Origin of the sequence: Rhizobium sp. RCC_161_2 (genome assembly GCF_041355235.1) — a bacterium.
In the GTDB taxonomy this organism is placed as follows: domain Bacteria; phylum Pseudomonadota; class Alphaproteobacteria; order Rhizobiales; family Rhizobiaceae; genus Rhizobium.
Map to the genome: position 1 here is coordinate 196,189 of NZ_JBFUPL010000006.1, position 21,677 is coordinate 217,865.

The window sequence follows — 21,677 nt, forward strand, 5'->3', positions numbered from 1 at the left end:
TAGCGTTGCCACGACTGCCGTCAAGCTAAGTTTGCAAACAGTCATATAACCGGCATGTGGCTGGATCAGGTGATATCGAGGGCGAATGGTATTTTGAGAATGGGCGCCAATGCCGTTGGACGGGAAGACATGCGTAAGCTTTGTGAACAAAATTTAATGTGCTGTTAAGATTTATTTAAACGCCTTAACCTAAAAATCGGGCTTATAGGAAACCCCTCTTTCCCCTCCTCAATCCTCTGAATTTTCATAGAAATGTCGATCCTTCACACGTTCAGTATAAAGAGCGGTCGTCTCGTGGAATTGACATTCAGTTCCGGGGCACGCAGGCGCAATATTGTGGCATCGGGCCGCAAGAACAGGCAGGCAAAGTCTCGTATCCTGACTTTGGCTGGCGTGCTCACGATGGCTTATCTCGCCATATGCGGAAAGCTCGTCTACTTCGACTCTCAGCCGGCGGTCGATACGGCGAATATCCCGTCTGGTCCCGTGATCGCGTGGCGCCCCGACATTGTTGACCGTAACGGCGAGCTTCTGGCGACCGACATACGGACGGTGTCGATGTTTGCCGAGCCGTTTCATATCGTCGATGTCGACGAGGCGGTGGAGAAGCTTTCGACACTCTTCCCTGACCTCGATAAAAAGACGCTGTATCAAAAGCTTTCCGACAAGCGATCGCACTTTGCATGGCTGCGGCGCCAGCTGACCCCGAAACAGCAGAATGAGGTTCTGGGGCTTGGAATTCCAGCAATCGGCTTCCGTCCGGAGGTAAAGCGTTTCTATCCGGGGGGGCGCACCGCCGCCCATATCCTCGGATATGTCGACATCGACAACCATGGTGTCGCTGGCATCGAGAAGTATCTCGATGGGCAGGGGCTTTCGGATCTCACCTCCGCCGGCATGACGAGCCGCGACAGCCTGCAGCCTGTCCATCTGTCGATCGATCTTCGTGTCCAGAACATCGTACACGACGTCGTGTCGGATGCGATCGGCCAATATCAGGCTCAGTCGGCCGGTGCGGTCATCCTCGATATCCATACCGGCGAGGTGCTGGCCATGGCATCGGCTCCCGATTTCGATCCGAATGACCCGCAGGCGGACATCAAGGGTTGGCTAAATCGCATGTCCGATGGCACCGACGAAATGGGCTCGGTGTTCAAGACGTTCTCGATCGCGATGGCCATCGACACCGGCACGATCAAGCTGACCGACACATTCGATGCCAGTGCCCCCCTGCACTACGGCGGCTTCACCATCCACGACGACCGTGACGTTCCGCGACGCGCGCTGTCGGTCCCAGAAATCTTCCGCTACTCGTCCAACATCGGTACCGCCAAGATCATGGACAAGGTCGGGATGGACGTCCAGAAGGCCTATCTGACCCGCTTCGGCTTGCTCTCGAGGATGCAGACGGAGCTACCCGAGGTGAAAGCTCCGAGCCAGCCGAAAGTGTGGAAGAAGATCAACTCGATCACCGTCGCCTTCGGCCATGGCGTCGCCACCACGCCGATGCAGACGGCAGTTGCTGGAGCTGCCCTCATCGACGGCGGTGAGCTGATCGAGCCCACCTTCCTACCACGAACACAGCAAGAAGCTGAGAAGACCGAAAAGATGATCGTCAAAAAGAGCACCAGCGACGTCATCAAATATCTGTTCAAGCTGAACGGCGAACAGGGCACCGGCAAGACCGCCGATGTCCCCGGCTTCCACGTCGGCGGGAAGACGGGCACGGCGAACAAGGTCATCAATGGCGTCTATTCACACAAGCTGAGCTTCAATTCCTTCCTCGCCGCTTTTCCGATGGAAAACCCTAGATATGTGGTGCTGTCCTTCATCGACCAGCCGCTGACGGGTTTGCACAATTTGAACCTCGCAGCCGAAACGGCGGCACCCATGGTCCACGACATCGTCAGCCGCGCTGCGCCACTGCTCGGTGTCGAGCCGAATTTTGGGCAGAATCTGCTGAGCGCTTACTGAGCAGGCAAAGCCATATCGATGGAGTGCACTGCACTGAATATGTCCTTTGATGGCGCAGCATGTGCTGTCACGTTGATCCGCGGCAAAGCTCTCATTCAAGTTAGGGATTACATTGGTGTACACACCACCCGCCTCATTGCCAACGCCTCGGCTGATGTTGCGCGCTGCCCGCCGAGAAGATGCGGCATCCTTGTTCGAGGAGTATACTGGGAGAAACGAAGCTTCGCATTATCTACAGCGCCGCGCCCACCCATCACAGGCCCGAACCGAGGCAGTCATTGACGCTTGCGGGGAAGGCAATTGGCTGACAGGCACCCGCTTTGTCTGGAGCATTCTTCGTCGCTCCGACGAAAAGCCGATAGGTCTGTTTCTGATGTTCATCGACGGGAGCAGCGCCGAGATCCACTATGGCCTTGGGCCTGCATTCTGGAGCCAGGGATTGGCCACCGAGGCAGGCATTGCGGTGATGGACTGGGTCACCCGGCAATCATCGCTGTTGGAGGTTTCGACCTCCTGTGCCGCCGAACATGTCGCCAGTCTTCGAATGCTCGAAAAAATTGGCCTTCGCCGCATGCAGTTGCTCCCCGGTGAGCTGTTGCTGGGCGAAACAGGTATCCGGGTGGATGCCTGGCTCTATAGCTGGACCCGCTCCTGAGATCAGTTTGCTGCAAATTCCCGGGTTTTATCGAATAGCTGGGAGTTTCGCCGCTTCATTCCGACAGGGTCGATCATGGCGATCGCGCTTCCACCAAATGCTGACGGAAGAAAGCGACTATCGCGTCATTGAAATCTCTGTGAAAGGCCGTTCGATCGAACCCTGGAGCATCGATACAAGCGTCCGAGGACGGCCGTATTTCCGGACAGGGCGTCAGGAATGACAAATGCATGGCTTTGGGGGCGACCCTAAAGTCCGGCTTGTTTGTCAATATGTGGGCAAGCATCGCGACATCTTCCGGCGATGCTCCACCACCGCCTCCGAGTTCCGCCCCCCATAGCTGAAGTGGAATTCTGACATTCTTCACGCTGTCAATGGTCTGGAAGACGACGCTTAAGGGATCCGCCACTACCATTGCCTTGATGCGAGGATCGTGGGTCAACGATTGAAGTGGCAGTTTCGGCCGTAGAGGGTGAGCCTGGGTGGAGGGTGGGCAGCCAGTTGCTTTCGGGTCTGCACACCGCGGCGGCAGCTTGTTGAAATCCGGATTGGCCCCGGCGATCACAAGACCCGTATAGCCGCCCTGGGAAAATCCGTAAAAACCGACACGTTGCGGATCGATCTTGGCGGCGTCAGGGGAGGTAGTAAGCATAAAATCAACGGTCCGCTTGATGTCGACAGGGCGCTCGACCAACACTCCCAAGCCGTTTGCGCGGCTCATGTCGGCGTAATTTGCGTGCGGATGGTTGATGGCAACGACAATAAAACCCGCATCGGCAAGCGCTTCGGCAGTATCATGGTGGCCGAGATACCAGCCGCCATAGCCATGCGAGATGATGATAAGCGGGAGTTTTTCACCCGCAATCGGACAGTCCGGTACCGCTGGCACAGACAACGCTCCGATCCTCATTTCTGCAGGTGCTTCCAAACAAGGCGACCACATTGCCGCGTCGATTGCCGGGCCATCCGCACCGCCGGGAACTTGAATAAACTTCAAGCCAGCGGCATGGGTCAACGGTGCGATGAGACAGAGGGTAGCAGCAAGCACTCGGCTTAAGCGGATCATTATATTTGCTCCATTTGACGAGAGATACTCGCGTTCAATCGGCAGAGAGCTGCCAAAGGAAATTAGCGAGGGGCAAGCTGACGACGATGGTTCGCAGGCTGCAAGCGCCCACATCTGGCTATTAATCCACTACCTTGCATAAACAGATAGCTTGTTATATGCATATTGTAAATCCGAGGCATTCATGACCGACTCGATCCAAGTTCAATTGCGAAAAGGCGCCCTTGATCTCTGCGTCCTGGCCGTGCTGTCGCGGGGTGAAAGCTACGGCTATGAAATTGCCAGCACACTGGTCACCGCCGTCGGCATGGGGGAAGGCACGATCTATCCGCTGATGCGACGAATGCAGAATGACGGCCTGGTGGCCACCCGCATCGTCGAATCGAGCAACGGTCCACCCCGCAAATATTACCGGCTCACGCCGCTCGGCCGGACGATTTTCGAAGCCCATCGCCGCGACTGGCGCTCCTTTGCGGGCGCCGTCGATAAACTTCTCGAGGATTTGCCATGACCAGGGACGCCTTCTTGCGCACGCTGAGACTGGGGCTTGCCGGCCTGCCGCCTCAAGAGATCGAGGATATCGTCGCCGACTACGCTGCCCATTTCGCCGAATCCGATGCTTCCGGCCGCAACGAGGCGGAGGTCGCGGCGGCGTTGGGCGACCCGGCCAGAATTGCCAGGGAACTGCGGGCCGAGGCTGGGCTGCGCCGTTTCGAGGCCCATTGGAGCATGTCGAACATGTTGGCGGCCGCGATGGCCCTGGCCGGTCTTGCCATCGTCGATATCCTTTTCCTGCTGCCGCTGCTTCTTGTGACGGTTGTCATCACCTTTGGCCTTGCGATTGCTCTGGCGAGCATCGGCGCGGTCGGGGTAAAAATCATCTTGACTACGCTGCTGTTCGACTTCGGCGGACCGGTGATCGGAATACTGGCGCGCCTGCTCATCGGCGCCGGACTGGTGAGTTGCCTCCTGGGCGGCGGCGCTCTGCTCCTGATGGGACTGGGTGCTGGCATACGCATGCTCGGCCACTACGCCCGGCTGCATTTCCGCCTGGCTGAACTGGACCAGCGCGCTTGAGCGCTGCATGACACCACGTTGAAGGAACGGGACAATGACTGGAAAGTTGGCATTCGTCGCGACAGCAGGATTGATCGGTGCAGTCGTCTTTCTGGCGGTGGGTATCGGACTGTCCGGACGGGATTGGGCCGAGGCGGGGCATTTGTGGGGGGCGATGCCGTCCACCTGCGGATCAGCCGCATCCACCAGCCAGCAGGTTATCCTGCCCTTTACCGCCGTCGACAGGCTGGTGATCAACCTGCCGGCCTCGGTTCGCTACCAGCCGGGAGACAAGGCGGAGGCAATCGTCAGCGGCGATCCCGCTCTTCTCGACCATGTTCGGATGGAAGGCGGAAAGCTGAGCCTGGATTGCGATCCGGGCTGGGTTGACACCCGGCTCGATGTCAGCCTGTCGGGACCGGCGATAACCGACTGGAAATTGCTTGGCAGCGGCAATCTCACCCTGTCACAAATCAACCAGCCTCAGCTGCGGCTGAGCATCCGGGGAAGCGGCAGCGTTGCCGCGACCGGAGCCGCCGATACGGTCGACCTGGATATCTCGGGTTCGGGCGCGGCGCGGCTCAAAAACCTGACCGCAAAATCCGCCGAGATCAAGGTTCGCGGCAGTGGCGATGTACAACTTGCCGCGCAAGTGGATGCCGACGTCTCGATTTCCGGAAGCGGCAATGTCGAGCTCTTCGGCCGCCCGGTCTTGCGCCGCTCGGAAATCAGAGGCAGCGGCCGCATCGTGCAAGTGCCGTAACCGTTCCCGCAGGACAATTAAGCCATGTATCGACACGCAAACACGCTTTTCCCGGATTTCGATGACAGGCACATCGAGACGACCCAGGCCGAGTTGGCCGTACTGACGGGCGGTTCGGGGCCGGCGGTCCTGCTTCTGCATGGCTATCCGGAGACACGCTCTGCCTGGCACCACATCGCACCGGTTCTCGCAACCCACTACAGCGTGATCATCCCCGACCTGCCCGGCTACGGCGACAGCCGCCTTGTCGGTGACGCCCAGGGCGCCGGCTCGAAGCGCCAGATGGCGAAATGTCTGCATGAAATGATGAAAGCGCTCGGCCATGAACGCTTCACCGTCGTCGGCCACGACCGGGGCGGTCGCGTTGCCTACCGCATGGCGCTCGACTATCCGGAAGCGGTGACCGCGCTCGTGTCGGTGACGGTGGTGCCGACGCCGGAAATGTGGGAAGGTGCCAGCAAGGCTTTCGGCATGGGCGCCTGGCATTGGTTCATGATGGCGCAGCCCGCGCCCCTGCCGGAAAAGCTGATGGCGGCTGATCCTCGCTTCCTGATCGACCTCACTCTCGACAAGATGGCTCTCGGTATTGACCGGCTTCACCCGGTGGCGCTCGAGGACTATCGGGTCGCCTTCGACAGGCCAGAAGTGCGGCACGCCATGTGCGAGGACTATAGGGCCGGCGCCACCACCGATGAAGCCGACGATCTCGCTGATCGCGCATCGGGGCGCAAGATCCAGGTACCGGTCCTTGTTCTGTCCGAGGCAGGACGGCTCTATGGCGGCGGCCGGGAACCGTTGAACATATGGGCGGACTGGGCCGAAAATGTCGAAGACATCGGTATTGGCGGCGGCCACCTGCTGCCTGAAACCGCAGCCGAGGAGGTGCTCGGCGCGCTGCTACCCTTCCTGGAGAATATCTCTCGATGACACGCGACGGGTAGCCTGCCCCCTTGTCTGAAGCTTAGGCGCAGAAGGTACCGGAGACATCGTCATAGTTGGTTGTCTTCCACCGCGGGCAATGGCAAACAGGAGCTAAGACGCCCCAGGCGCTGCCCCATCGGAGGAGATACCGGAATGACGCTTACCTTGAACCGCCGTCAGGCGCTTATCGGCATGGGCGCTGTCGGCGCTGCGACCGCCTTCGGCATGCCGGCGCGTGCGGCGACCCGCAATCTTGCGGTGCTGCATCTTGCCAGCCATGCGCCGAGCTTCATCGCCTATGAACGCGGCTACTACAAGGAAGCCGGGCTCGACATCGACCTGAAATTCTTCGAAGCCGCCCAGCCTATGGCCGTGGCGATCGCCTCCGGCGACGTCGATTTCGGCGTGACCGCGATGAGCGGTGGCCTGATCAGCCTGGCGCAGAAGGACGCGATTAAGGTGATCGGCGGCGCGCTGACCGAAGAGAAGGGCACCGTCGGCGCCATCATCCTCGCCTCGAACAAGGCCTATGATGTGGGCCTGACGGACCCGTCAAAGCTCGCCGGCAAGAGTTTCGGCATCACCACCGCCGGCTCGTCCTTCCATTTCATGATCCACAAGATCGCGCAGGCGAACAATATCAAGCTCTCGGACATCCAGCTTCGCCCGCTGCAAAAGCTCGGCGCCATCATCGGGGCGCTGTCGACCGGGCAGATCGATGCCTGGGCGATCCAGCCGAATGTGGCCAAGCAGATGCTTCGGGAAGGTGCTGCCAAGCAGATCGGCCTCGTTTCCGACTATGCGCCGAACTACCAGGTGACGACGGCCTTTACCTCGACCAAGAATGCCAAGAGCGAGCGCGAGCTGACGGAAGCCTTCGTCAAAGCCTATTCCAAGGCGATTGCGGACTACAACGCGGCCTTCGTCGACAACAAAGCCAATGATGCTGAGCGCGACGACCTGGCGAAGATCGTTCACAAATACGTCGAAAGCGACAGCCCCTTCGAGACTGCCAAGCAGAACCTGATCGACGGCGCGATGCGTATCAACAACGGACTGGCGCTCTCGCTCGGCAGCTGCGTGGAGCAGCTCGAATGGTTCAAGTCCGAAGGCATGGTCAAGGAAGCGATCACCAACGACCAGCTCTTCGACACGTCCTACGTCAAGACCATCTGACGGCCGAGGCTGAATGCGGGGGCTTTCACCGCTCCCGCCTGGAGGACACATGGACCTGAAGCTCAAGAATGTCAGCCATCGGTACGGATCCGTAGAGGTTCTGAAGGACATCTCGCTCGACATCCCGCAGGGCCAGATCGTCTGTCTGATCGGCCCATCAGGATGCGGCAAGTCCACGCTGCTGCGCTTCCTCGGTGGTCTCGAACGCCCCTCATCGGGCGAGGTCCTGCAAATCGGCAACCCGCCGGCGGGTTCGCTCAATCCGCTCACCTACGTGTTCCAGCATTTCGCCCTGCTGCCTTGGCGCACGGTCGAGGGCAATATCAAGCTGGTGCTTGAGGATCACGGTCTCAGCAAACGCGAGATGGACACGATCGTCACCGATGTGCTTGAGCGCACGCGCCTTTCCGAATTTCGGCGCACCCTTCCCAAGCAACTCTCCGGGGGCATGCGCCAGCGCGTTGCCATCAGCCGGGCGCTGGCGGTTCGCCCCGCTGTCATGCTGATGGACGAGCCGCTTTCGGCGCTCGACAGCCAGACCCGCGAACTGCTGATGGATGATCTGATCTCGCTCTGGACCCGCCAACCCTTCACATCGGTCTATGTCACCCACAACCTCAACGAGGCCGTACGGCTGGGTCACCGTGTCGTCGTCCTCTCCCGCCGCCCCGGACGCATTCGCGACATCGTCGATATCGATATTCCGCTTGCCGATCGCCATCTCGGCGATCCGGTGCTGGAGGAAAAGCAAAAGCAGCTCTGGGAGCTGATGCGGGAAGAGGCCATGGCCGCCGACAAGGAGCTGGTCAATGTCTGACATCACCACATTTTCAACGCCGTCAGGCACGGCCGATGACGACAATGCCGGAACGAATGCGGCGCCGGTTCGCGCTGTCGCCTTTCGCGGTGGCGGATTTGCCCCGACGCCGGTTCGCGGCATGGCGATCGCTGTTTTCGTCATCCTGATCGCACTTGCCGAAATCGGCACCCGTACCGGCATCATCTCGAACCTGACGCTGCCGCGACCGTCGGCGGTTCTTGAGACCTTTCTCCAGCTCTGGCGGACCGGGCTGCTCTGGCAGCATCTGCTGCCGTCGCTACAGCGGCTTTTCGTCGGCGCCGCCCTCGGCATTACCACCGGCATCTCGATCGGCGTCTGCATCGGCCTTTTCAGCCATGTCCGCGCCGGTCTCGTGCCGCTCGTCGCTGCGTTATTTCCGATCCCGAAGATCGCCCTGCTGCCGCTGTTCGTCATCTGGTTCGGGATCGACGAAACCTCGAAATACGCGCTGATCGCCTTCGGGACATTCACGCCCACGGTCGTTGCCACCTACGGCGCCGTCGACAATGTCGACCGTTCGCTGATCCGCATGGGCCAGAGCTTCGGCTTGAGCTGGTGGTCGATCGTCCGCAAGATCGTCCTGCCGGGCGCTTTCCCGGCCATTCTTTCCGGTCTTCGCGTGTCGATCTCGATCGCGATCATCCTGCTGGTTGCCGCGGAAATGCTGGGCGCGCAATTTGGCGTCGGCGCCTATATCCTCGAAGCGGGCTCGCTTTATGATCTTGAAAAGCTATTCACCGGCGTCGCCATCTTGTCGATGATGGGCCTGATCGTGAACTTCGTCATCGCCCAGATCGAACGGCGCTTCCTGAACTGGCGCGGATAGTCATCCGTCCCTATCGCTCGCCGATGTCCAGTGGACTTGCCGTAAGCGACAGGATCAAGGAATGCGGCGAGGAAACCGGGCCGGCAGTCTCAGCTATTCGCTGTTCCAAGATTGTCGACTGGCATCGTGGCCGCTCTGTCGACCATGTCGGTCTTCGGCGCGCGTCCAAGCGACGAACGCTCGACCTGCACCGACCGCCACTCGCTTTCGAGACGATCAACGACGTGTAAGGGTATCTCGTTCCGCACGGCTTCACGCTCTTGCATCAGGACCTCCTTGGTGTGAGGCTCTTTGGATGGCACGAAAGAAATTCTTTGTAAATCATAGCATTAAAGGGTTTAAACGATTGAATTTATTTTAATCGATTAGAGATTCCTCAATTTGCAGGCACCCTCGACTTCTCCACAGGGACAGGGTGATCCTTCAACGCTGATTCACAATCCACTCGCGAAAGCGGACAAGCGGCGGGTATGCCAGGCGCTCGAACGGACAGGCAAGATAATAGCGCTCATCGCTTTCCAGTTCGTTGGACGAGGCCGCTACCAGCTCCCCGCGCTTGAGTTCCTCCTGGATGAGAAATGTCGGCAGCAAGGCGACGCCAAGGCCAGAGATGGCAGCCTGAGCGGCGGTGGCGAACTGATCGAACAACATGCCCCGCACACCGGAGGCAGGGGCGCCGTTCGCGGCCAGCCATTTTTCCCAGGCATCCGGCCGGGTTGTCAGATGCAAGAGCGGCACCTGCAGGAAATCGGCGGGCTCCACCAGTCGGTGGCGGGCGAGGAAATCGGGGCTGCAGGCCGGCACAGTCCGCTCCGACATCAGGAATGCAAGTTCGGCGCCCGGCCAATGCGGATGGCCGAAATGGATGGCGGCATCGATCGAATCCAGCCGAAAATCGAATGGTGACAAACGGGTCACCAGATTTATGGTGATGCCCGGATTGGTCGCAAGGAAATCGCCGAGCCTCGGGGCGAGCCAGCGTGTCCCGAAAGTCGGCAGGATCGCCACGTTCAATGTTCCGCCATTCGGGTTGGCGCGCAGGTCGAGCGAGGCCGACGAAATCCGCCGCAATGCCTCGCGGATTTCGCGGGCATAGCTGTCGCCGGCAAGCGTCAGGCGGATGGTCTGGCGCTCCCGCACGAACAGCTCCACGCCAAGCTGCTCTTCCAGCGCCTTGATCTGGCGGCTGACGGCGCTCTGGGTCAGATCCAGTTCTCTTGCCGCAACGGTAACACTGCCGGTGCGTGCCGCTGCCTCGAAAGCGGATAGCAGGGACAAGGAGGGCAGAAATCGTCGCGGCGTGATCATGTTCATTCCCATACGGAATTAACTCTTGAAGAAATATCAATTTCTTCCACGAAAATGCCGCCGTAAAGGGGAAGAAGCGGAATAATCGGAATGATGTCGCCATATTTCCATGAGCGTCGCTCCCTTCGATCTGCCCAACCGTTGCGAGATAGGCCAATGCAGGCTACTGCTTTCATCTCCAGACACAGGCTGCGGCCGGGCCACGCGTCTCTCAGGATGCCGGTTCCAGTTTGCCGCACAGGCATTGCCCGATATTTTCGTATTGATGGACAGGATCGATGCTGAACAATCCCCGCTCTCACGGCCTTTGGGAAAAGACCGCGCCCGCCGGTCCCGTCACATCAGCGCTTGCCGGCGATCTCACCACCGATGTCGTCATCGTCGGTGGCGGATACACCGGCCTCTCGGCAGCCCTGCATCTAGCGGAGGCTGGTCAGTCGGCGGTGGTTCTGGAGGCGGTCGAGATCGGCTTTGGTGGTGCCGGCCGCAATGTCGGCCTGATCAATGGCGGCATGTGGGTGATGCCGGACGATATTCCCGGCGTGCTGGGACCGGTCCACGGCGAGCGGGCGCTCAATTTGCTCGGCGGCGCGCCGCTTCTGGTGCGCGAGATCGTCGAGAGACACGAGATCGCCTGCGAGATCGAAAAGAACGGCACGCTGCATCTGGCCGTCGGGGCCGATGGCCTGAAAGAACTGCAGGAGCGGCATCGCCAATGGACCGCCCGTGGCGCGCCGGTGCAACTGCTGTCTGCCGAAGAGACTGCCCGCCGCGTCGGCAGCGCCGCCTACACCGGGTCGCTGTTCGATCCGCGCGCCGGCACCATCCAGCCGCTTGCCTATGCGCGCGGCCTGGCGCATGCGGCCATCCGTGCGGGCACGAAAATCTTTACTGGCAGCGCCGTCATCGCCACCGAACGCCAGGGCGATGGATGGAAGGTGAGCACGGCGCGTGGCTCGGTCTCCGCAAAATGGATCGTCGTCGCCACCGACGCCTATTCCACTGGTCCTTGGGAGCATGTGCGTACCGAGCAGGTGCATCTGCCCTATTTCAATTTCGCCACCGTGCCGCTCGGCGACAATCTGCGCAAATCGATCCTGCCTGGCCGCGAAGGCTGCTGGGACACGAAGGAAATCCTGTCCTCTTTCCGCATGGACCGGGCCGGACGTCTTGTGATCGGCAGCATCGGGGCGCTGCGCAACACCGGCCTGGCTGTTCACAGGAGCTGGGCGCGGCGGTCGTTGAAGAAGCTGTTCCCGCATCTGGGCGACATCGCTTTTGAAAGCGAGTGGTACGGCAAGATCGGCATGACCGACGATGCCGTTCCTCGCTTCCATAAATTCGCAGAGAACGTCATCGGCTTTTCCGGCTATAATGGCCGGGGCATTGCACCGGGCACGGTGTTTGGCAAGACGATTGCGCACCACATCCTCGGTGATATCAGCGAAGCCGAGCTTCCCTTGCCGCTGACCGCGCCAAAGGACCCAAGCTTTCGTGCCGCCAAGGAATTCTATTACGAAGCCGGAGCCCAGATCGCTCATCTGACCAGCGACCGCTTCTAGCGAGGCCAATTCAAAAGCCGGGCGCGGACAGAGATCAGGTTAGACAACTCTTCCGTCCCACGCCGACAGTCACCAGATATCACCGAACAAGCTTCCATCAGAAAGACGATAACGACCATGTCCACACTAGATCTTGCCTTCGAAGTCTCGAAAATCCTGACCGACCTCGGCGTTTCCGCTGATCGCTATACGGGCGGAACGCTTGCCGTGACCTCGCCGGTCACCGGCGCCGAAATCGGCCGTCTCAGGGAAGATTCGGCAGCCGACGCCAAGGCCGCGATCGACAAGGCACAGGACGCCTTCCTCGCCTGGCGCAATGTGCCGGCACCGAAGCGAGGCGAGCTCGTCCGTCTGCTTGGCGAAGAGCTGCGCGCCGGCAAGGCGGCGCTTGGCCGTCTCGTCTCCATCGAGGTCGGCAAGATCACCTCCGAAGGTCTCGGCGAAGTGCAGGAAATGATCGACATCTGCGATTTCGCTGTGGGCCTGTCGCGCCAGCTCTATGGCCTAACGATTGCCACCGAACGCTCCGAACACCGGATGATGGAGACCTGGCATCCGCTCGGCCCGATCGGCATCATCTCCGCCTTCAACTTCCCGGTCGCCGTCTGGTCGTGGAACGCGGCACTCGCCATGGTCTGCGGCAATTCGACGATCTGGAAGCCCTCGGAAAAGACGCCGCTGACGGCGCTTGCCACACAAGCCCTGTTCGAAAAGGCGCTGAAGCGCTTTATCGCCGAGGGTGGTGAGGCCCCGGCCAATCTGTCGACACTCATTATCGGTGGTCGCGATCTCGGCGAAATCCTGGTCGACCATCCGAAGGTTCCGCTGGTCTCCGCCACCGGCTCGACGGCCATGGGCCGCGCCGTCGGTCCTCGGCTTGCCAGCCGCTTCGCCCGCGCCATTCTCGAGCTCGGCGGCAACAATGCCGCGATCGTCAGCCCGACGGCCGATCTCGACCTGACGCTGCGCGGCGTCGCCTTCTCCGCCATGGGTACCGCCGGCCAGCGCTGCACGACGCTGCGCCGTCTCTTCGTGCATGAGAGCGTCTACGATCAGCTCGTGCCGCGCCTGCAGAAAGCCTACGGCTCAGTCACCATCGGCAATCCGCTGGAACAGGGCACGCTGGTCGGCCCGCTGATCGACAAGCAGGCCTTCGACAGGATGCAGGCAGCTCTTGGCGAAGCGAAATCCGCTGGCGGCAAGGTGACCGGCGGCGAGCGTGTCGAAAACGGGTCTGCCGATGCCTTCTACGTCCGTCCGGCTCTGGTCGAGATGCCCTCGCAGACCGGCCCGGTCGAGCAGGAAACCTTCGCGCCGATCCTCTATGTGATGAAGTACAGCGATTTCGACGCGGTACTGGCGCTGCACAATGCCGTGCCTCAGGGCCTGTCGTCGTCGATCTTCACCAATGACATGCGCGAGGCGGAAGCCTTCGTTTCGGCACGTGGTTCGGATTGCGGCATCGCCAACGTCAACCTCGGTCCTTCCGGCGCCGAGATCGGTGGAGCCTTCGGCGGTGAAAAGGAGACCGGCGGCGGCCGCGAATCCGGTTCGGATGCCTGGAAGGCCTATATGCGCCGCGCCACCAACACCATCAATTACGGCCGCACTCTTCCGCTCGCGCAAGGCGTCAAGTTCGACGTCGAGTAAAAGAGCTAACCGAACCAATGGATGGGGCGATAGTCCGCCCCATCCACAGCCCCCCAGAACGAAGTGCTTGTCGGACTGGTTCCCGGCGAAAGCTTCTTCGGTCTGCCCGGCAACAGTGCGCGATCAGGCGGACTCCCCATCAGCCCGATTTGCCGGGGAAGATCACGGAGGCTTTCAGCCCTTTTCCGCCGGCTCCTTCGCCAAGCGTCAGCGAGCCGCCGAACAGGCCGGCGATCTCCTCGACGATCGGCAGCCCCAGTCCCATTCCGGGCGCCTGCCCGCCTCCCCCGCGGGCAAATCGCTGCCGCACACTTTGTCGTTTGTCGAGCGGGATACCCGGGCCGTTGTCTTCCACGTCCAGGCGGACCGCCTCTCCCTTTGCCTGCACGCGCACAGTCACCTCCGTCCCGCGTCCGGCATAGGCAATCGCGTTCTCGATAAGATTACGCAGAAGTTCGCCGATCAGAAGCGGCTCAGCTCGAATGAGCGCGCTCCCCTCACCTTCAAAGCCGAGATCGATACCGGCTTCGCCGGCGCCGGGAACATGGTCGCCGGTGATCCGCTGTGCAAGCGACACGAGATCGAGGGCCGTCTGCGATTGCGGCTCTTTCGAAGCCGCCGCTTCGACTTTCGCCATGAGCAGCAGCTGCGCCAGGATGCGTTCCGCATGAGCCACTGCCTCGTCGCCCTTGCGCGCGGCCTCCCGCGCCTCGTCGAGCGACGTCGCGCGCGCCGACAGCGCAAGCTGGGTACGGATGATGGCAAGGGGCGTGCGTAGCTGGTGGCCGGCATTTCCGGTGAAATGGCGCAATGCATCAAGCGCCGATTGCAGCCGCACCATGAAGGAATTGACCGTCTCCACCAACCCCTCGACCTCGCTCGGCGCGGATTGCCGGATCGGGTGGAGATCGTCGGGGCTGCGCTCCGCAATCGCTTCGCCAAGACGGTAGAGCGGCCGAAGCGATACGGTGACGGCGATCCAGACGATAATGGCGGCACCGAGAATGAGGATCAGAAGGCGCAAGGCCGAGCGGAGCAGAATGGCCTGCGTCAGCTGCGTGCGGCCGATCGTCGTTTCGGCGACGGTCACCGTAAACGGAACCGAATTGATGCCCGTCGACGCCGAACGCTCGAGCACAGCAAGCCGGATCGGTTCGCCGCCGAACATGTGATCGGCGTAGACCGCCGCCTGTCCCTTCATGTCGGCAATCGATGGCAGGTTCTGATAGCCGGTGATGAACCGGCCGGGCGGACCATCCACGCGGTAGAAGACGCGATCCTGGGCCGCCGATGTCAGCATTTCCAGCGCGACATAGGGAATATCCACTTCCAGCGTGCCGTCTTCGGCGACGACGACGCGTTCAGCGATAGCAAGCGCCGAGCCAGCGAGAACGCGGTCCGAAACGGTGTTTGCGGTTGTCAGCGCCTCGCGATAGGTGTCGGCCAGCGCAACGACGCCGATGACGACGGTCGCGATCAAAAGCCACGCAAGCAGCCTGCGACGGAGGGAATAGGCGGACTGTGCCTTCATCCGCCCGCCAGCTTATCGAGATAATAGCCGATGCCGCGTGCCGTCCTCACCGTCAATCCGTGCGGCGCGAGGCGCTTGCGCAACCGGCTGACATACTGCTCAATGGCATTGGCGCTGAGATCGTCGTCGAAGGCGGTAAGAGACTGGATGATCGCCTCCTTGGCAACAACCCTGCCGGCGCGCATGAACAGGGTTTCGAGAAGACCGAGTTCGCGGGCGGGAATATCGATGGGAACGCCATTGGCCGAGAAGGTGCGTGAATTGAGGTCGAGAGAGACGTTGCCATAGGCAACAAGCGACGCGCGAAGCCCCGCTTGCCGGCGCAGGAGCACGCGAACGCGTGCCTCGAATTCGCTGATGTCGAAGGGCTTGATCATATAATCGTCGGCACCCAGATCGAGGCCGCGCACCTTCTCTTCCTGCGTGCCCCGCGCCGTCAGGATCAGCACGGCCGCCTTGTTCTGGCGGGCGCGCATGGCCCGGAGCACATCGAGCCCGTCCATCTCCGGCAGGTTGAGATCGAGGATAACGAGATCGAAGGTTTCGGCGGCAGCCGCCGCATTCGCGGAGGCACCGTCGCCCACCACATCCACGGCATAGCCGGCCCCACGCAGGATCGCGAAAAGCCCTTCGGAAAGTGCCTTATTGTCCTCAACCAGCAATATACGCAAGATGACTGTTCTCCCCCCAGCCCGCATCCTAGCGCATTCCGCCTTGGACCGGAATCGATTTGGAAAAGCGCCAGGCAGCAATCCAAGGTGTTACGGTACTTTTCCGCAACCGAAACGACAAGCGGAGCTCGGGCAGGTGGGCATGCGCTTGTGAACGATCTGTCGCTGCGGCAATATCACCCCATGCGGTTTCTTTCGGTCCTCCTTACCATCTGCCTCAATGCGAGCCTTGCCGCCGCGGAGCCGGTTGTCTTTCCGGCGCTCTCGGGGAATGAGAAGGCGCCCGAGGTCATCGTCTACTCCTCGCTGGACGAGCCGCTGGCGACGCCGATGATCCGGGGGTTTCAGGCGGCCAACCCCGATGTCGCCGTGCGCTACGAGGACATGCTGACGGGGGAGATCTACGACCGGATCGTCAAGGAAACCGACGCCGGCGGCAGGACGGCGGATTTCGCCTTCTCCTCGGCGATGGATCTTCAGGTCAAGCTCAGCAATGACGGATACGCCCAGCGTAGCGACCTGCCCATGAGCGGCCGCTGGCCAGAATGGGCAAACTGGCGCAACACGGCCTACGCCCTGACTTTCGAGCCCGCCGTCTTCGTCTATCACAAGCCGAGCTTCACAAGCGAGAAGCCGCCCTCGACGCGCGCGGAACTCGTCGACTACCTGAAGCGGCACGGAAACGACGTCCGTGGCCGGATCGGCACCTATGATATCGAGCGATCGGGTGTCGGGTTTCTATTCATGGCGCGCGACCAGGAGCAATTCGGCGATATCTGGTCGGTCATAAAAGCCATGGGGGCGGCCGGCGTGAAAGTCTATTCGACCAGCACGGCCATTCTCGAGCGCGTATCCGACGGCCGCTTCACACTCGGCTACAATATCCTCGGCTCCTACGCCGCCAATTGGGCCTCGCGTTACCCCGATGTCGGCATCGTTCTGCCGCGGGACTATACCGTCGTCATGTCGCGCATCGGGCTCGTGCCCCAAGCGGCGGCCTCCCCGGATCTCGGAAAGCGCTATCTGGCATTCTTCATGTCCAAGGAAGGCCAGACGATCATGGCCCGCGAGCTGCAGATCCCGGCGGTAAGCCCGGATGTCGCCGGCGCCAACACCGCCAATACCATGCGCGAAATGCTCGGCGGCCAGTTGCGACCCGTGCCGGTCAGCCCCGGCCTGATGGTCTATCTCGACCAGGTCAAGCGGGCGCGGCTGATTGCCCGCTGGAACGAAGCCTTGCGCCTGCAATAGCTCCACTCAGGCAATACTCGTGCGACATGGGACCGGCCGATGTCAGCTAGATGTCAGCTTCCTGTGATGGCTTGCAGCTCTTCATCATTCGTGGAGGCGAATGATCGAAGCGTATGGGAGGAGTATTTCATCCGGACCCGGCGCAAGCAGGCATTTGACGTCCTGGCGCCGCTTAATCGATGAAGCCAATCCCCGTCCGCAAAGAGGATGAACATCGCGCCGATCTCCAAGGAGCGCGCCCGACGGAGGACTAATCTTGAAACAGTTTTTTCTGGCTTCCATGCTTGCCGGCGCCCTTGCGCTGCCGGCTTTCGCGGCGGACTACACCATTATGGCACCGGCCAATCCCGGTGGCGGTTGGGACCAGACCGCCCGCTCCATCCAGTCCGTGATGCAGCAGGAAGGGATCTCCCGTAATGTCCAGGTGCAGAATGTGCCGGGAGCCGGCGGCACCATCGGTCTGGCGCAGTTCGCCAGCCAGGCGAGCGGCAATCCGAATGCCCTGATTGTCGGCGGCTACGTCATGGTCGGTGCCATCCTGACCAACAAATCGCCGGTGTCGCTCAAGGACGTGACGCCGATCGCGCGCCTGACCGGCGAGTATGAAGCGATCGTCGTTCCCGCTTCCTCGCCGCTGAAAACCATGAGCGATCTTGTCGAGGCATTGAAGAAGGATCCGGGCTCCGTGTCTTGGGCCGGCGGTTCGGCCGGCGGCACCGACCATATCGCGGTCGGCCTGATCGCAAAGGCGGCGGGCGTCGATCCGACCAAGATCAACTACATCGCCTTTTCCGGCGGCGGCGAAGCGCTGGCCGCCATTCTCGGCAGCCAGGTGACGGCCGGGATTTCCGGTTACGGCGAATTCGAATCCCAGGTGAAGTCCGGCGCGCTGCGTCTGCTCGCGGTGTCGAGCGGCGAACGCCTCGACGGTATCGATGCGCCGACGATCAAGGAAAGCGGCCTCGACGTCGTGGTCGAAAACTGGCGCATGATTGCGGCGGCACCCGGCTTGAGCGACGAGCAGAAGGCCGCCGTGTCGTCCGACGTCGAAAAGCTTGCCAAGTCCGCCGGCTGGCAGGAGCTTCTGAAAACGAAGGGCTGGGAGGACACCTATCTCGCCGGCGACGCCTTCAACGAACAGCTCGCCAAGGATATTTCCGCGACCGAAGGCGTCCTCAAGGACATCGGGCTCGTCCAATGACGACGGGCAATTCCCCTCCGACCCAGACACGCCGCCCGGATCGGGCGGCGCTTGTCATCGCCGCCTTTCTCGCCGCCCTGGCCGGCCTGATCTTCTGGGACAGTTCGCGGCTGGCGAAAATTGCAAGCTATTCGGGCATCGGTCCGGCAAGCATCCCCCTCGTGATCGCCGGCGGGCTGCTGTTTCTGTCCGCCTGGACCGTGCTTGCGGCATTGCGCGGCGATTTTCCCGTGCGCGAACGTCAGGAAGTTGCGCCCGTGGTCTGGATCGTCGGCGGGCTTGCCGCCCAGATGCTGCTGTTGAAGCCGCTGGGTTTTTCGATTGCGACCGGACTGCTTTTTGCGGCGACCGCCGCCGCTTTCGGCAAACGCAAGCTCTGGATATCGATCCCGCTCGGCATCGCGCTCTGTCTCGGAGTCTGGCTGATTTTTTCCGGGCTGCTGCAGCTGTCGCTTCCAGCCGGTCCGCTCGAACATCTATTTTGGTGAGGCCCCGACGTGAGCACATTTGATTTTCTGTTGCAGGGCCTGATGATCGCGGCCCAGCCGATGAACCTGCTTTACGCCCTGATCGGCGTTACGCTGGGAACGGCTGTCGGCGTGCTTCCCGGCATCGGCCCGGCGCTGACCGTGGCGTTGCTCCTGCCGGTGACCTACAAGCTCGATCCGGCGGGGTCGCTGATCATGTTTGCCGGGATCTACTATGGCGGCATGTATGGCGGCTCGACGACCTCCATCCTGCTCAACACACCCGGCGAAAGCGCCTCGATCGTGACCGCGCTCGAGGGCAACAAGATGGCGCGGGCGGGTCGCGGCGGACCGGCGCTCGCCACCGCCGCTATCGGCTCCTTCGTTGCCGGCCTGATCGCCACTCTGGGGCTTGCCTTCATTGCACCGATCATCGTCAAGCTGGCGTTGGTCTTCGGTCCGCGCGAATATTTCGCGCTGATGGTTCTGGCTTTCGTGACGGTTTCATCGGCCTTCGGCGATTCCACCCTGCGGGGCCTGACATCGCTGTTCATCGGCTTTGCGCTTGCCATCATCGGCATCGACCAGCTCAGCGGCCAGGCGCGCATGAGCTTCGGCGTTCCGGATCTGCTTGACGGCATCGAGGTGACGACGCTTGCCGTTGCCATGTTCGCCATCGGCGAATCCCTCTACATCGCCGCGCAGGGCAATCGCGGACCCGACAAGATCGAGGCGGTTAAGGGATCCGTCTGGATGACGGCCCAGGATTGGGCGCGGTCTTGGAAAGCCTGGCTGCGCGGAACGCTGATCGGTTTCCCGATCGGCGCCATGCCGGCGGGCGGCGCCGAAATCGGCACATTCCTGTCCTATGCAGCCGAAAAGCGCCTGACCAAATATCCGGAAGAATTCGGCAAGGGCGCGATCGAAGGTGTGGCGGGTCCGGAAGCTGCCAACAATGCGTCGGCCGCAGGAACGCTCGTTCCGCTTCTGACCCTCGGCCTGCCAACGACGGCGACGGCGGCGATCATGCTTGCCGGTTTCCAGCAATATGGCCTGCAGCCCGGCCCGCTGCTGTTTGTCACCAACCCGCAGCTCGTCTGGGGCCTGATCGCCAGCCTGCTGATTGCCAATTTCATGCTGCTGGTGCTCAACCTGCCGCTGGTCGGGCTTTGGGTGAAGCTTCTCACCATTCCGAAGCCGTGGCTTTATGCCGGCATTCTCCTGTTTGCCACCCTGGGAACGATCGGCGCCAATCCGTCGGTTTACGAACTCGGCATGCTGCTCGCCTTCGGCGTTCTCGGCTATGTCATGCGGATTTTCGGCTATCCGATCGCTCCGGTCGTGGTCGGTCTCATCCTCGGGCCGCTGGCGGAGCAGCAGCTTCGACGAGCGCTTGCGATCAGCCAGGGCGACGTCACGGTGCTGTTCACCTCGCCGATCTCGGCGGTGCTGCTGCTGATCGCCGCGGCAGCGTTGATCGTACCGTTGATCCTGAGGGCGCGCGGACGCGGTGAGACTCTATCGCAGCTTGCTGCCAACGAGGATTGAGTTCCCCATTGTTGTCCAGTGTGGCTGTTCCGGACGCTCGTTAAGGCGTCTGGAGCGGCGGATGCAGGAATGCCGGCATCGACATATGATCGGCGCTTGCGGATAGATAAAGCCGGGCGGTGTCCAGCGCCTCGCGGATCGTGACGTCCATATCGAGATAGCGGTACGTCCCGAGCCGGCCGACGAAGGTGACGGAAGTCTCTTGGAGGGCTCGCCTGACGTATTGGGCGAGCTGCTCCTTTTCCTCCATCAGGCGGATCGGATAATAGGGGATATCGTCCGGGCCGCAGGCCCTGGAAAATTCGCGATAGCAGACCGAGCCGGCATGGTCTTCCCATGGGGAGAAATGCTTGTGCTCCGTCACGCGCGTATAGGGCACGGAGACATCTCCGTAGTTCATGACCGCACACCCCTGGTAGTCGCCCTCGTGGGTGAAGCGCTCGAAATCCAGCGTGCGATATCCCAGACGGCCATATTCATAGTCGAAATAGCCTTCGAGCGGGCCTGAATAGAATATGTGGTCAAAATCCTCGCGCAGATCGCCGTGAAACCTGGTTTCCAGACGGACTGCTATATTCGCATGATCGAGAATTCGCCCGACCATGTCGGTATAGCCGTTTTCCGGCATGCCTTGATATTTGTGGAAGAAATAGTTGTCGTCGTAGTTGAAGCGGACCGGAAGCCGTTTCAGGATAGAGGCCGGAAGCTCGGTCGGCGCACAGCCCCATTGCTTCTGGGTATATCCCTTGAGGAATGCTTCATAGAGGTCATTGCCGACGAAGCGCAGTGCCTGCTCTTCGAAGGTCTTCGGATCCGTTATGCTTTTGTCGGCGCGCTCCTCGATGAAAGCACGCGCTTCGTCCGGCCTGAGCGTCTTGCCGAAAAACTGATTGATCGTGTGAAGATTGATGGGCAGGGAATAGACTTGGCCCGAACTCGTCGTCTTGACGCGGTTCTTGTAGGGCATGAACCTCTCGAAGAGGTTCACATAGTCCCAGACTTCCCTGTCATCCGTGTGGAAAATATGCGGCCCGTAGACATGCACCATGACGCCGGTCGCCGGATCGCGCTCGGTGTGGCAATTCCCGGCAATATGGTTGCGCGTATCGAAGACGTCGATTTCGTGACCCGCCATGGCGAGTTCACGACCGATGACCGCGCCGGAAAGCCCGGCACCGACCACGGCAATTTTCTTGATCCGCGGCATTCC

Annotated in this window: 21 protein-coding genes; 15 read left to right on the forward strand and 6 right to left on the reverse strand. The window is 61.2% G+C overall.

Annotated elements, in window-relative coordinates:
• Positions 1 to 252 precede the first annotated feature (252 nt).
• Together AB6803_RS17510 and AB6803_RS17515 are read left to right on the forward strand one after the other, a co-directional pair.
• Complete coding sequence (locus AB6803_RS17510) at positions 253 to 1,974, forward strand: peptidoglycan D,D-transpeptidase FtsI family protein (RefSeq protein ID WP_371110083.1); 1,722 nt, start codon at positions 253 to 255, stop codon at positions 1,972 to 1,974.
• 154 nt (positions 1,975 to 2,128) lie between these two features.
• Positions 2,129 to 2,629, forward strand: coding sequence for a GNAT family N-acetyltransferase (locus AB6803_RS17515; protein ID WP_371110253.1), 501 nt, complete (start codon positions 2,129 to 2,131; stop codon positions 2,627 to 2,629).
• A gap of 73 nt (positions 2,630 to 2,702) precedes the next feature.
• On the opposite strand, the gene AB6803_RS17520 is transcribed toward AB6803_RS17515, so the two are convergent.
• The gene (locus AB6803_RS17520; RefSeq protein WP_371110084.1) at positions 2,703 to 3,695 is read right to left on the reverse strand and encodes an alpha/beta hydrolase family protein; all 993 of its coding nucleotides are present in this window, start codon (positions 3,693 to 3,695) and stop codon (positions 2,703 to 2,705) included.
• A 184-nt stretch (positions 3,696 to 3,879) separates the two neighbouring features.
• Between AB6803_RS17520 and AB6803_RS17525 the strand changes: the two genes are divergently transcribed.
• The 7 genes from AB6803_RS17525 to AB6803_RS17555 all read left to right on the forward strand — a co-directional run bounded on the left by AB6803_RS17525 (position 3,880) and on the right by AB6803_RS17555 (position 9,278).
• Complete coding sequence (locus tag AB6803_RS17525) at positions 3,880 to 4,206, forward strand: PadR family transcriptional regulator (RefSeq protein WP_042470647.1); 327 nt, start codon at positions 3,880 to 3,882, stop codon at positions 4,204 to 4,206.
• Positions 4,203 to 4,772, forward strand: coding sequence for a DUF1700 domain-containing protein (locus AB6803_RS17530; protein ID WP_371110085.1), 570 nt, complete (start codon positions 4,203 to 4,205; stop codon positions 4,770 to 4,772). The genes AB6803_RS17525 and AB6803_RS17530 overlap by 4 nt, the downstream gene beginning before the upstream one ends.
• 34 nt (positions 4,773 to 4,806) lie before the next feature.
• The gene (locus AB6803_RS17535) at positions 4,807 to 5,514 is read left to right on the forward strand and encodes a GIN domain-containing protein (RefSeq protein ID WP_371110086.1); all 708 of its coding nucleotides are present in this window, start codon (positions 4,807 to 4,809) and stop codon (positions 5,512 to 5,514) included.
• Between the two features lie 24 nt (positions 5,515 to 5,538).
• Positions 5,539 to 6,441, forward strand: a complete 903-nt coding sequence (locus AB6803_RS17540) for an alpha/beta fold hydrolase (protein ID WP_371110087.1) — start codon at positions 5,539 to 5,541, stop codon at positions 6,439 to 6,441.
• A 147-nt stretch (positions 6,442 to 6,588) separates the two neighbouring features.
• Positions 6,589 to 7,611, forward strand: a complete 1,023-nt coding sequence (locus tag AB6803_RS17545; RefSeq protein WP_371110088.1) for an ABC transporter substrate-binding protein — start codon at positions 6,589 to 6,591, stop codon at positions 7,609 to 7,611.
• A gap of 49 nt (positions 7,612 to 7,660) precedes the next feature.
• Positions 7,661 to 8,428, forward strand: a complete 768-nt coding sequence (locus tag AB6803_RS17550; RefSeq protein WP_371110089.1) for an ABC transporter ATP-binding protein — start codon at positions 7,661 to 7,663, stop codon at positions 8,426 to 8,428.
• Positions 8,421 to 9,278: an ABC transporter permease gene (locus AB6803_RS17555; RefSeq protein WP_371110090.1), complete on the forward strand. Its 858-nt coding sequence runs from the start codon at positions 8,421 to 8,423 to the stop codon at positions 9,276 to 9,278. The genes AB6803_RS17550 and AB6803_RS17555 overlap by 8 nt, the downstream gene beginning before the upstream one ends.
• An 89-nt stretch (positions 9,279 to 9,367) precedes the next feature.
• Here the strand turns inward: AB6803_RS17555 and AB6803_RS17560 are convergent, their stop codons facing one another.
• Positions 9,368 to 9,544, reverse strand: a complete 177-nt coding sequence (locus AB6803_RS17560; RefSeq protein ID WP_371110091.1) for a hypothetical protein — start codon at positions 9,542 to 9,544, stop codon at positions 9,368 to 9,370.
• 157 nt (positions 9,545 to 9,701) lie between these two features.
• A complete protein-coding gene (locus AB6803_RS17565) occupies positions 9,702 to 10,592 on the reverse strand; it encodes a LysR family transcriptional regulator (RefSeq protein ID WP_371110254.1) in 891 nt (296 codons plus the stop codon).
• A 272-nt stretch (positions 10,593 to 10,864) separates the two neighbouring features.
• On the opposite strand from AB6803_RS17565, the gene AB6803_RS17570 reads away from it, so the two are divergent.
• Positions 10,865 to 12,148: an NAD(P)/FAD-dependent oxidoreductase gene (locus AB6803_RS17570; RefSeq protein WP_371110092.1), complete on the forward strand. Its 1,284-nt coding sequence runs from the start codon at positions 10,865 to 10,867 to the stop codon at positions 12,146 to 12,148.
• A 117-nt stretch (positions 12,149 to 12,265) separates the two neighbouring features.
• Positions 12,266 to 13,798, forward strand: a complete 1,533-nt coding sequence (locus AB6803_RS17575; RefSeq protein ID WP_371110093.1) for an aldehyde dehydrogenase family protein — start codon at positions 12,266 to 12,268, stop codon at positions 13,796 to 13,798.
• A 139-nt stretch (positions 13,799 to 13,937) separates the two neighbouring features.
• On the opposite strand, the gene AB6803_RS17580 is transcribed toward AB6803_RS17575, so the two are convergent.
• Together AB6803_RS17580 and AB6803_RS17585 are read right to left on the reverse strand one after the other, a co-directional pair.
• Positions 13,938 to 15,329 (reverse strand): sensor histidine kinase, encoded by a 1,392-nt coding sequence (locus tag AB6803_RS17580; RefSeq protein ID WP_371110094.1) that lies wholly within the window; start codon positions 15,327 to 15,329, stop codon positions 13,938 to 13,940.
• On the reverse strand, positions 15,326 to 16,000 hold the full coding sequence (locus AB6803_RS17585; protein WP_371110095.1) for a response regulator: 675 nt from the start codon (positions 15,998 to 16,000) through the stop codon (positions 15,326 to 15,328). The genes AB6803_RS17580 and AB6803_RS17585 overlap by 4 nt, the downstream gene beginning before the upstream one ends.
• A gap of 183 nt (positions 16,001 to 16,183) precedes the next feature.
• On the opposite strand from AB6803_RS17585, the gene AB6803_RS17590 reads away from it, so the two are divergent.
• From AB6803_RS17590 to AB6803_RS17605, 4 genes are all read left to right on the forward strand, one after another.
• Positions 16,184 to 17,251, forward strand: a complete 1,068-nt coding sequence (locus AB6803_RS17590; RefSeq protein ID WP_371110255.1) for an ABC transporter substrate-binding protein — start codon at positions 16,184 to 16,186, stop codon at positions 17,249 to 17,251.
• Positions 17,252 to 17,507: 256 nt separating this feature from the next.
• Positions 17,508 to 18,452 (forward strand): Bug family tripartite tricarboxylate transporter substrate binding protein, encoded by a 945-nt coding sequence (locus AB6803_RS17595; protein ID WP_371110096.1) that lies wholly within the window; start codon positions 17,508 to 17,510, stop codon positions 18,450 to 18,452.
• Positions 18,449 to 18,940, forward strand: coding sequence for a tripartite tricarboxylate transporter TctB family protein (locus AB6803_RS17600; protein WP_371110097.1), 492 nt, complete (start codon positions 18,449 to 18,451; stop codon positions 18,938 to 18,940). The genes AB6803_RS17595 and AB6803_RS17600 overlap by 4 nt, the downstream gene beginning before the upstream one ends.
• A 9-nt stretch (positions 18,941 to 18,949) precedes the next feature.
• The gene (locus AB6803_RS17605; protein WP_371110098.1) at positions 18,950 to 20,467 is read left to right on the forward strand and encodes a tripartite tricarboxylate transporter permease; all 1,518 of its coding nucleotides are present in this window, start codon (positions 18,950 to 18,952) and stop codon (positions 20,465 to 20,467) included.
• Positions 20,468 to 20,507: 40 nt separating this feature from the next.
• Here the strand turns inward: AB6803_RS17605 and AB6803_RS17610 are convergent, their stop codons facing one another.
• Complete coding sequence (locus tag AB6803_RS17610) at positions 20,508 to 21,674, reverse strand: UDP-galactopyranose mutase (protein WP_371110099.1); 1,167 nt, start codon at positions 21,672 to 21,674, stop codon at positions 20,508 to 20,510.
• Positions 21,675 to 21,677: the final 3 nt, after the last annotated feature.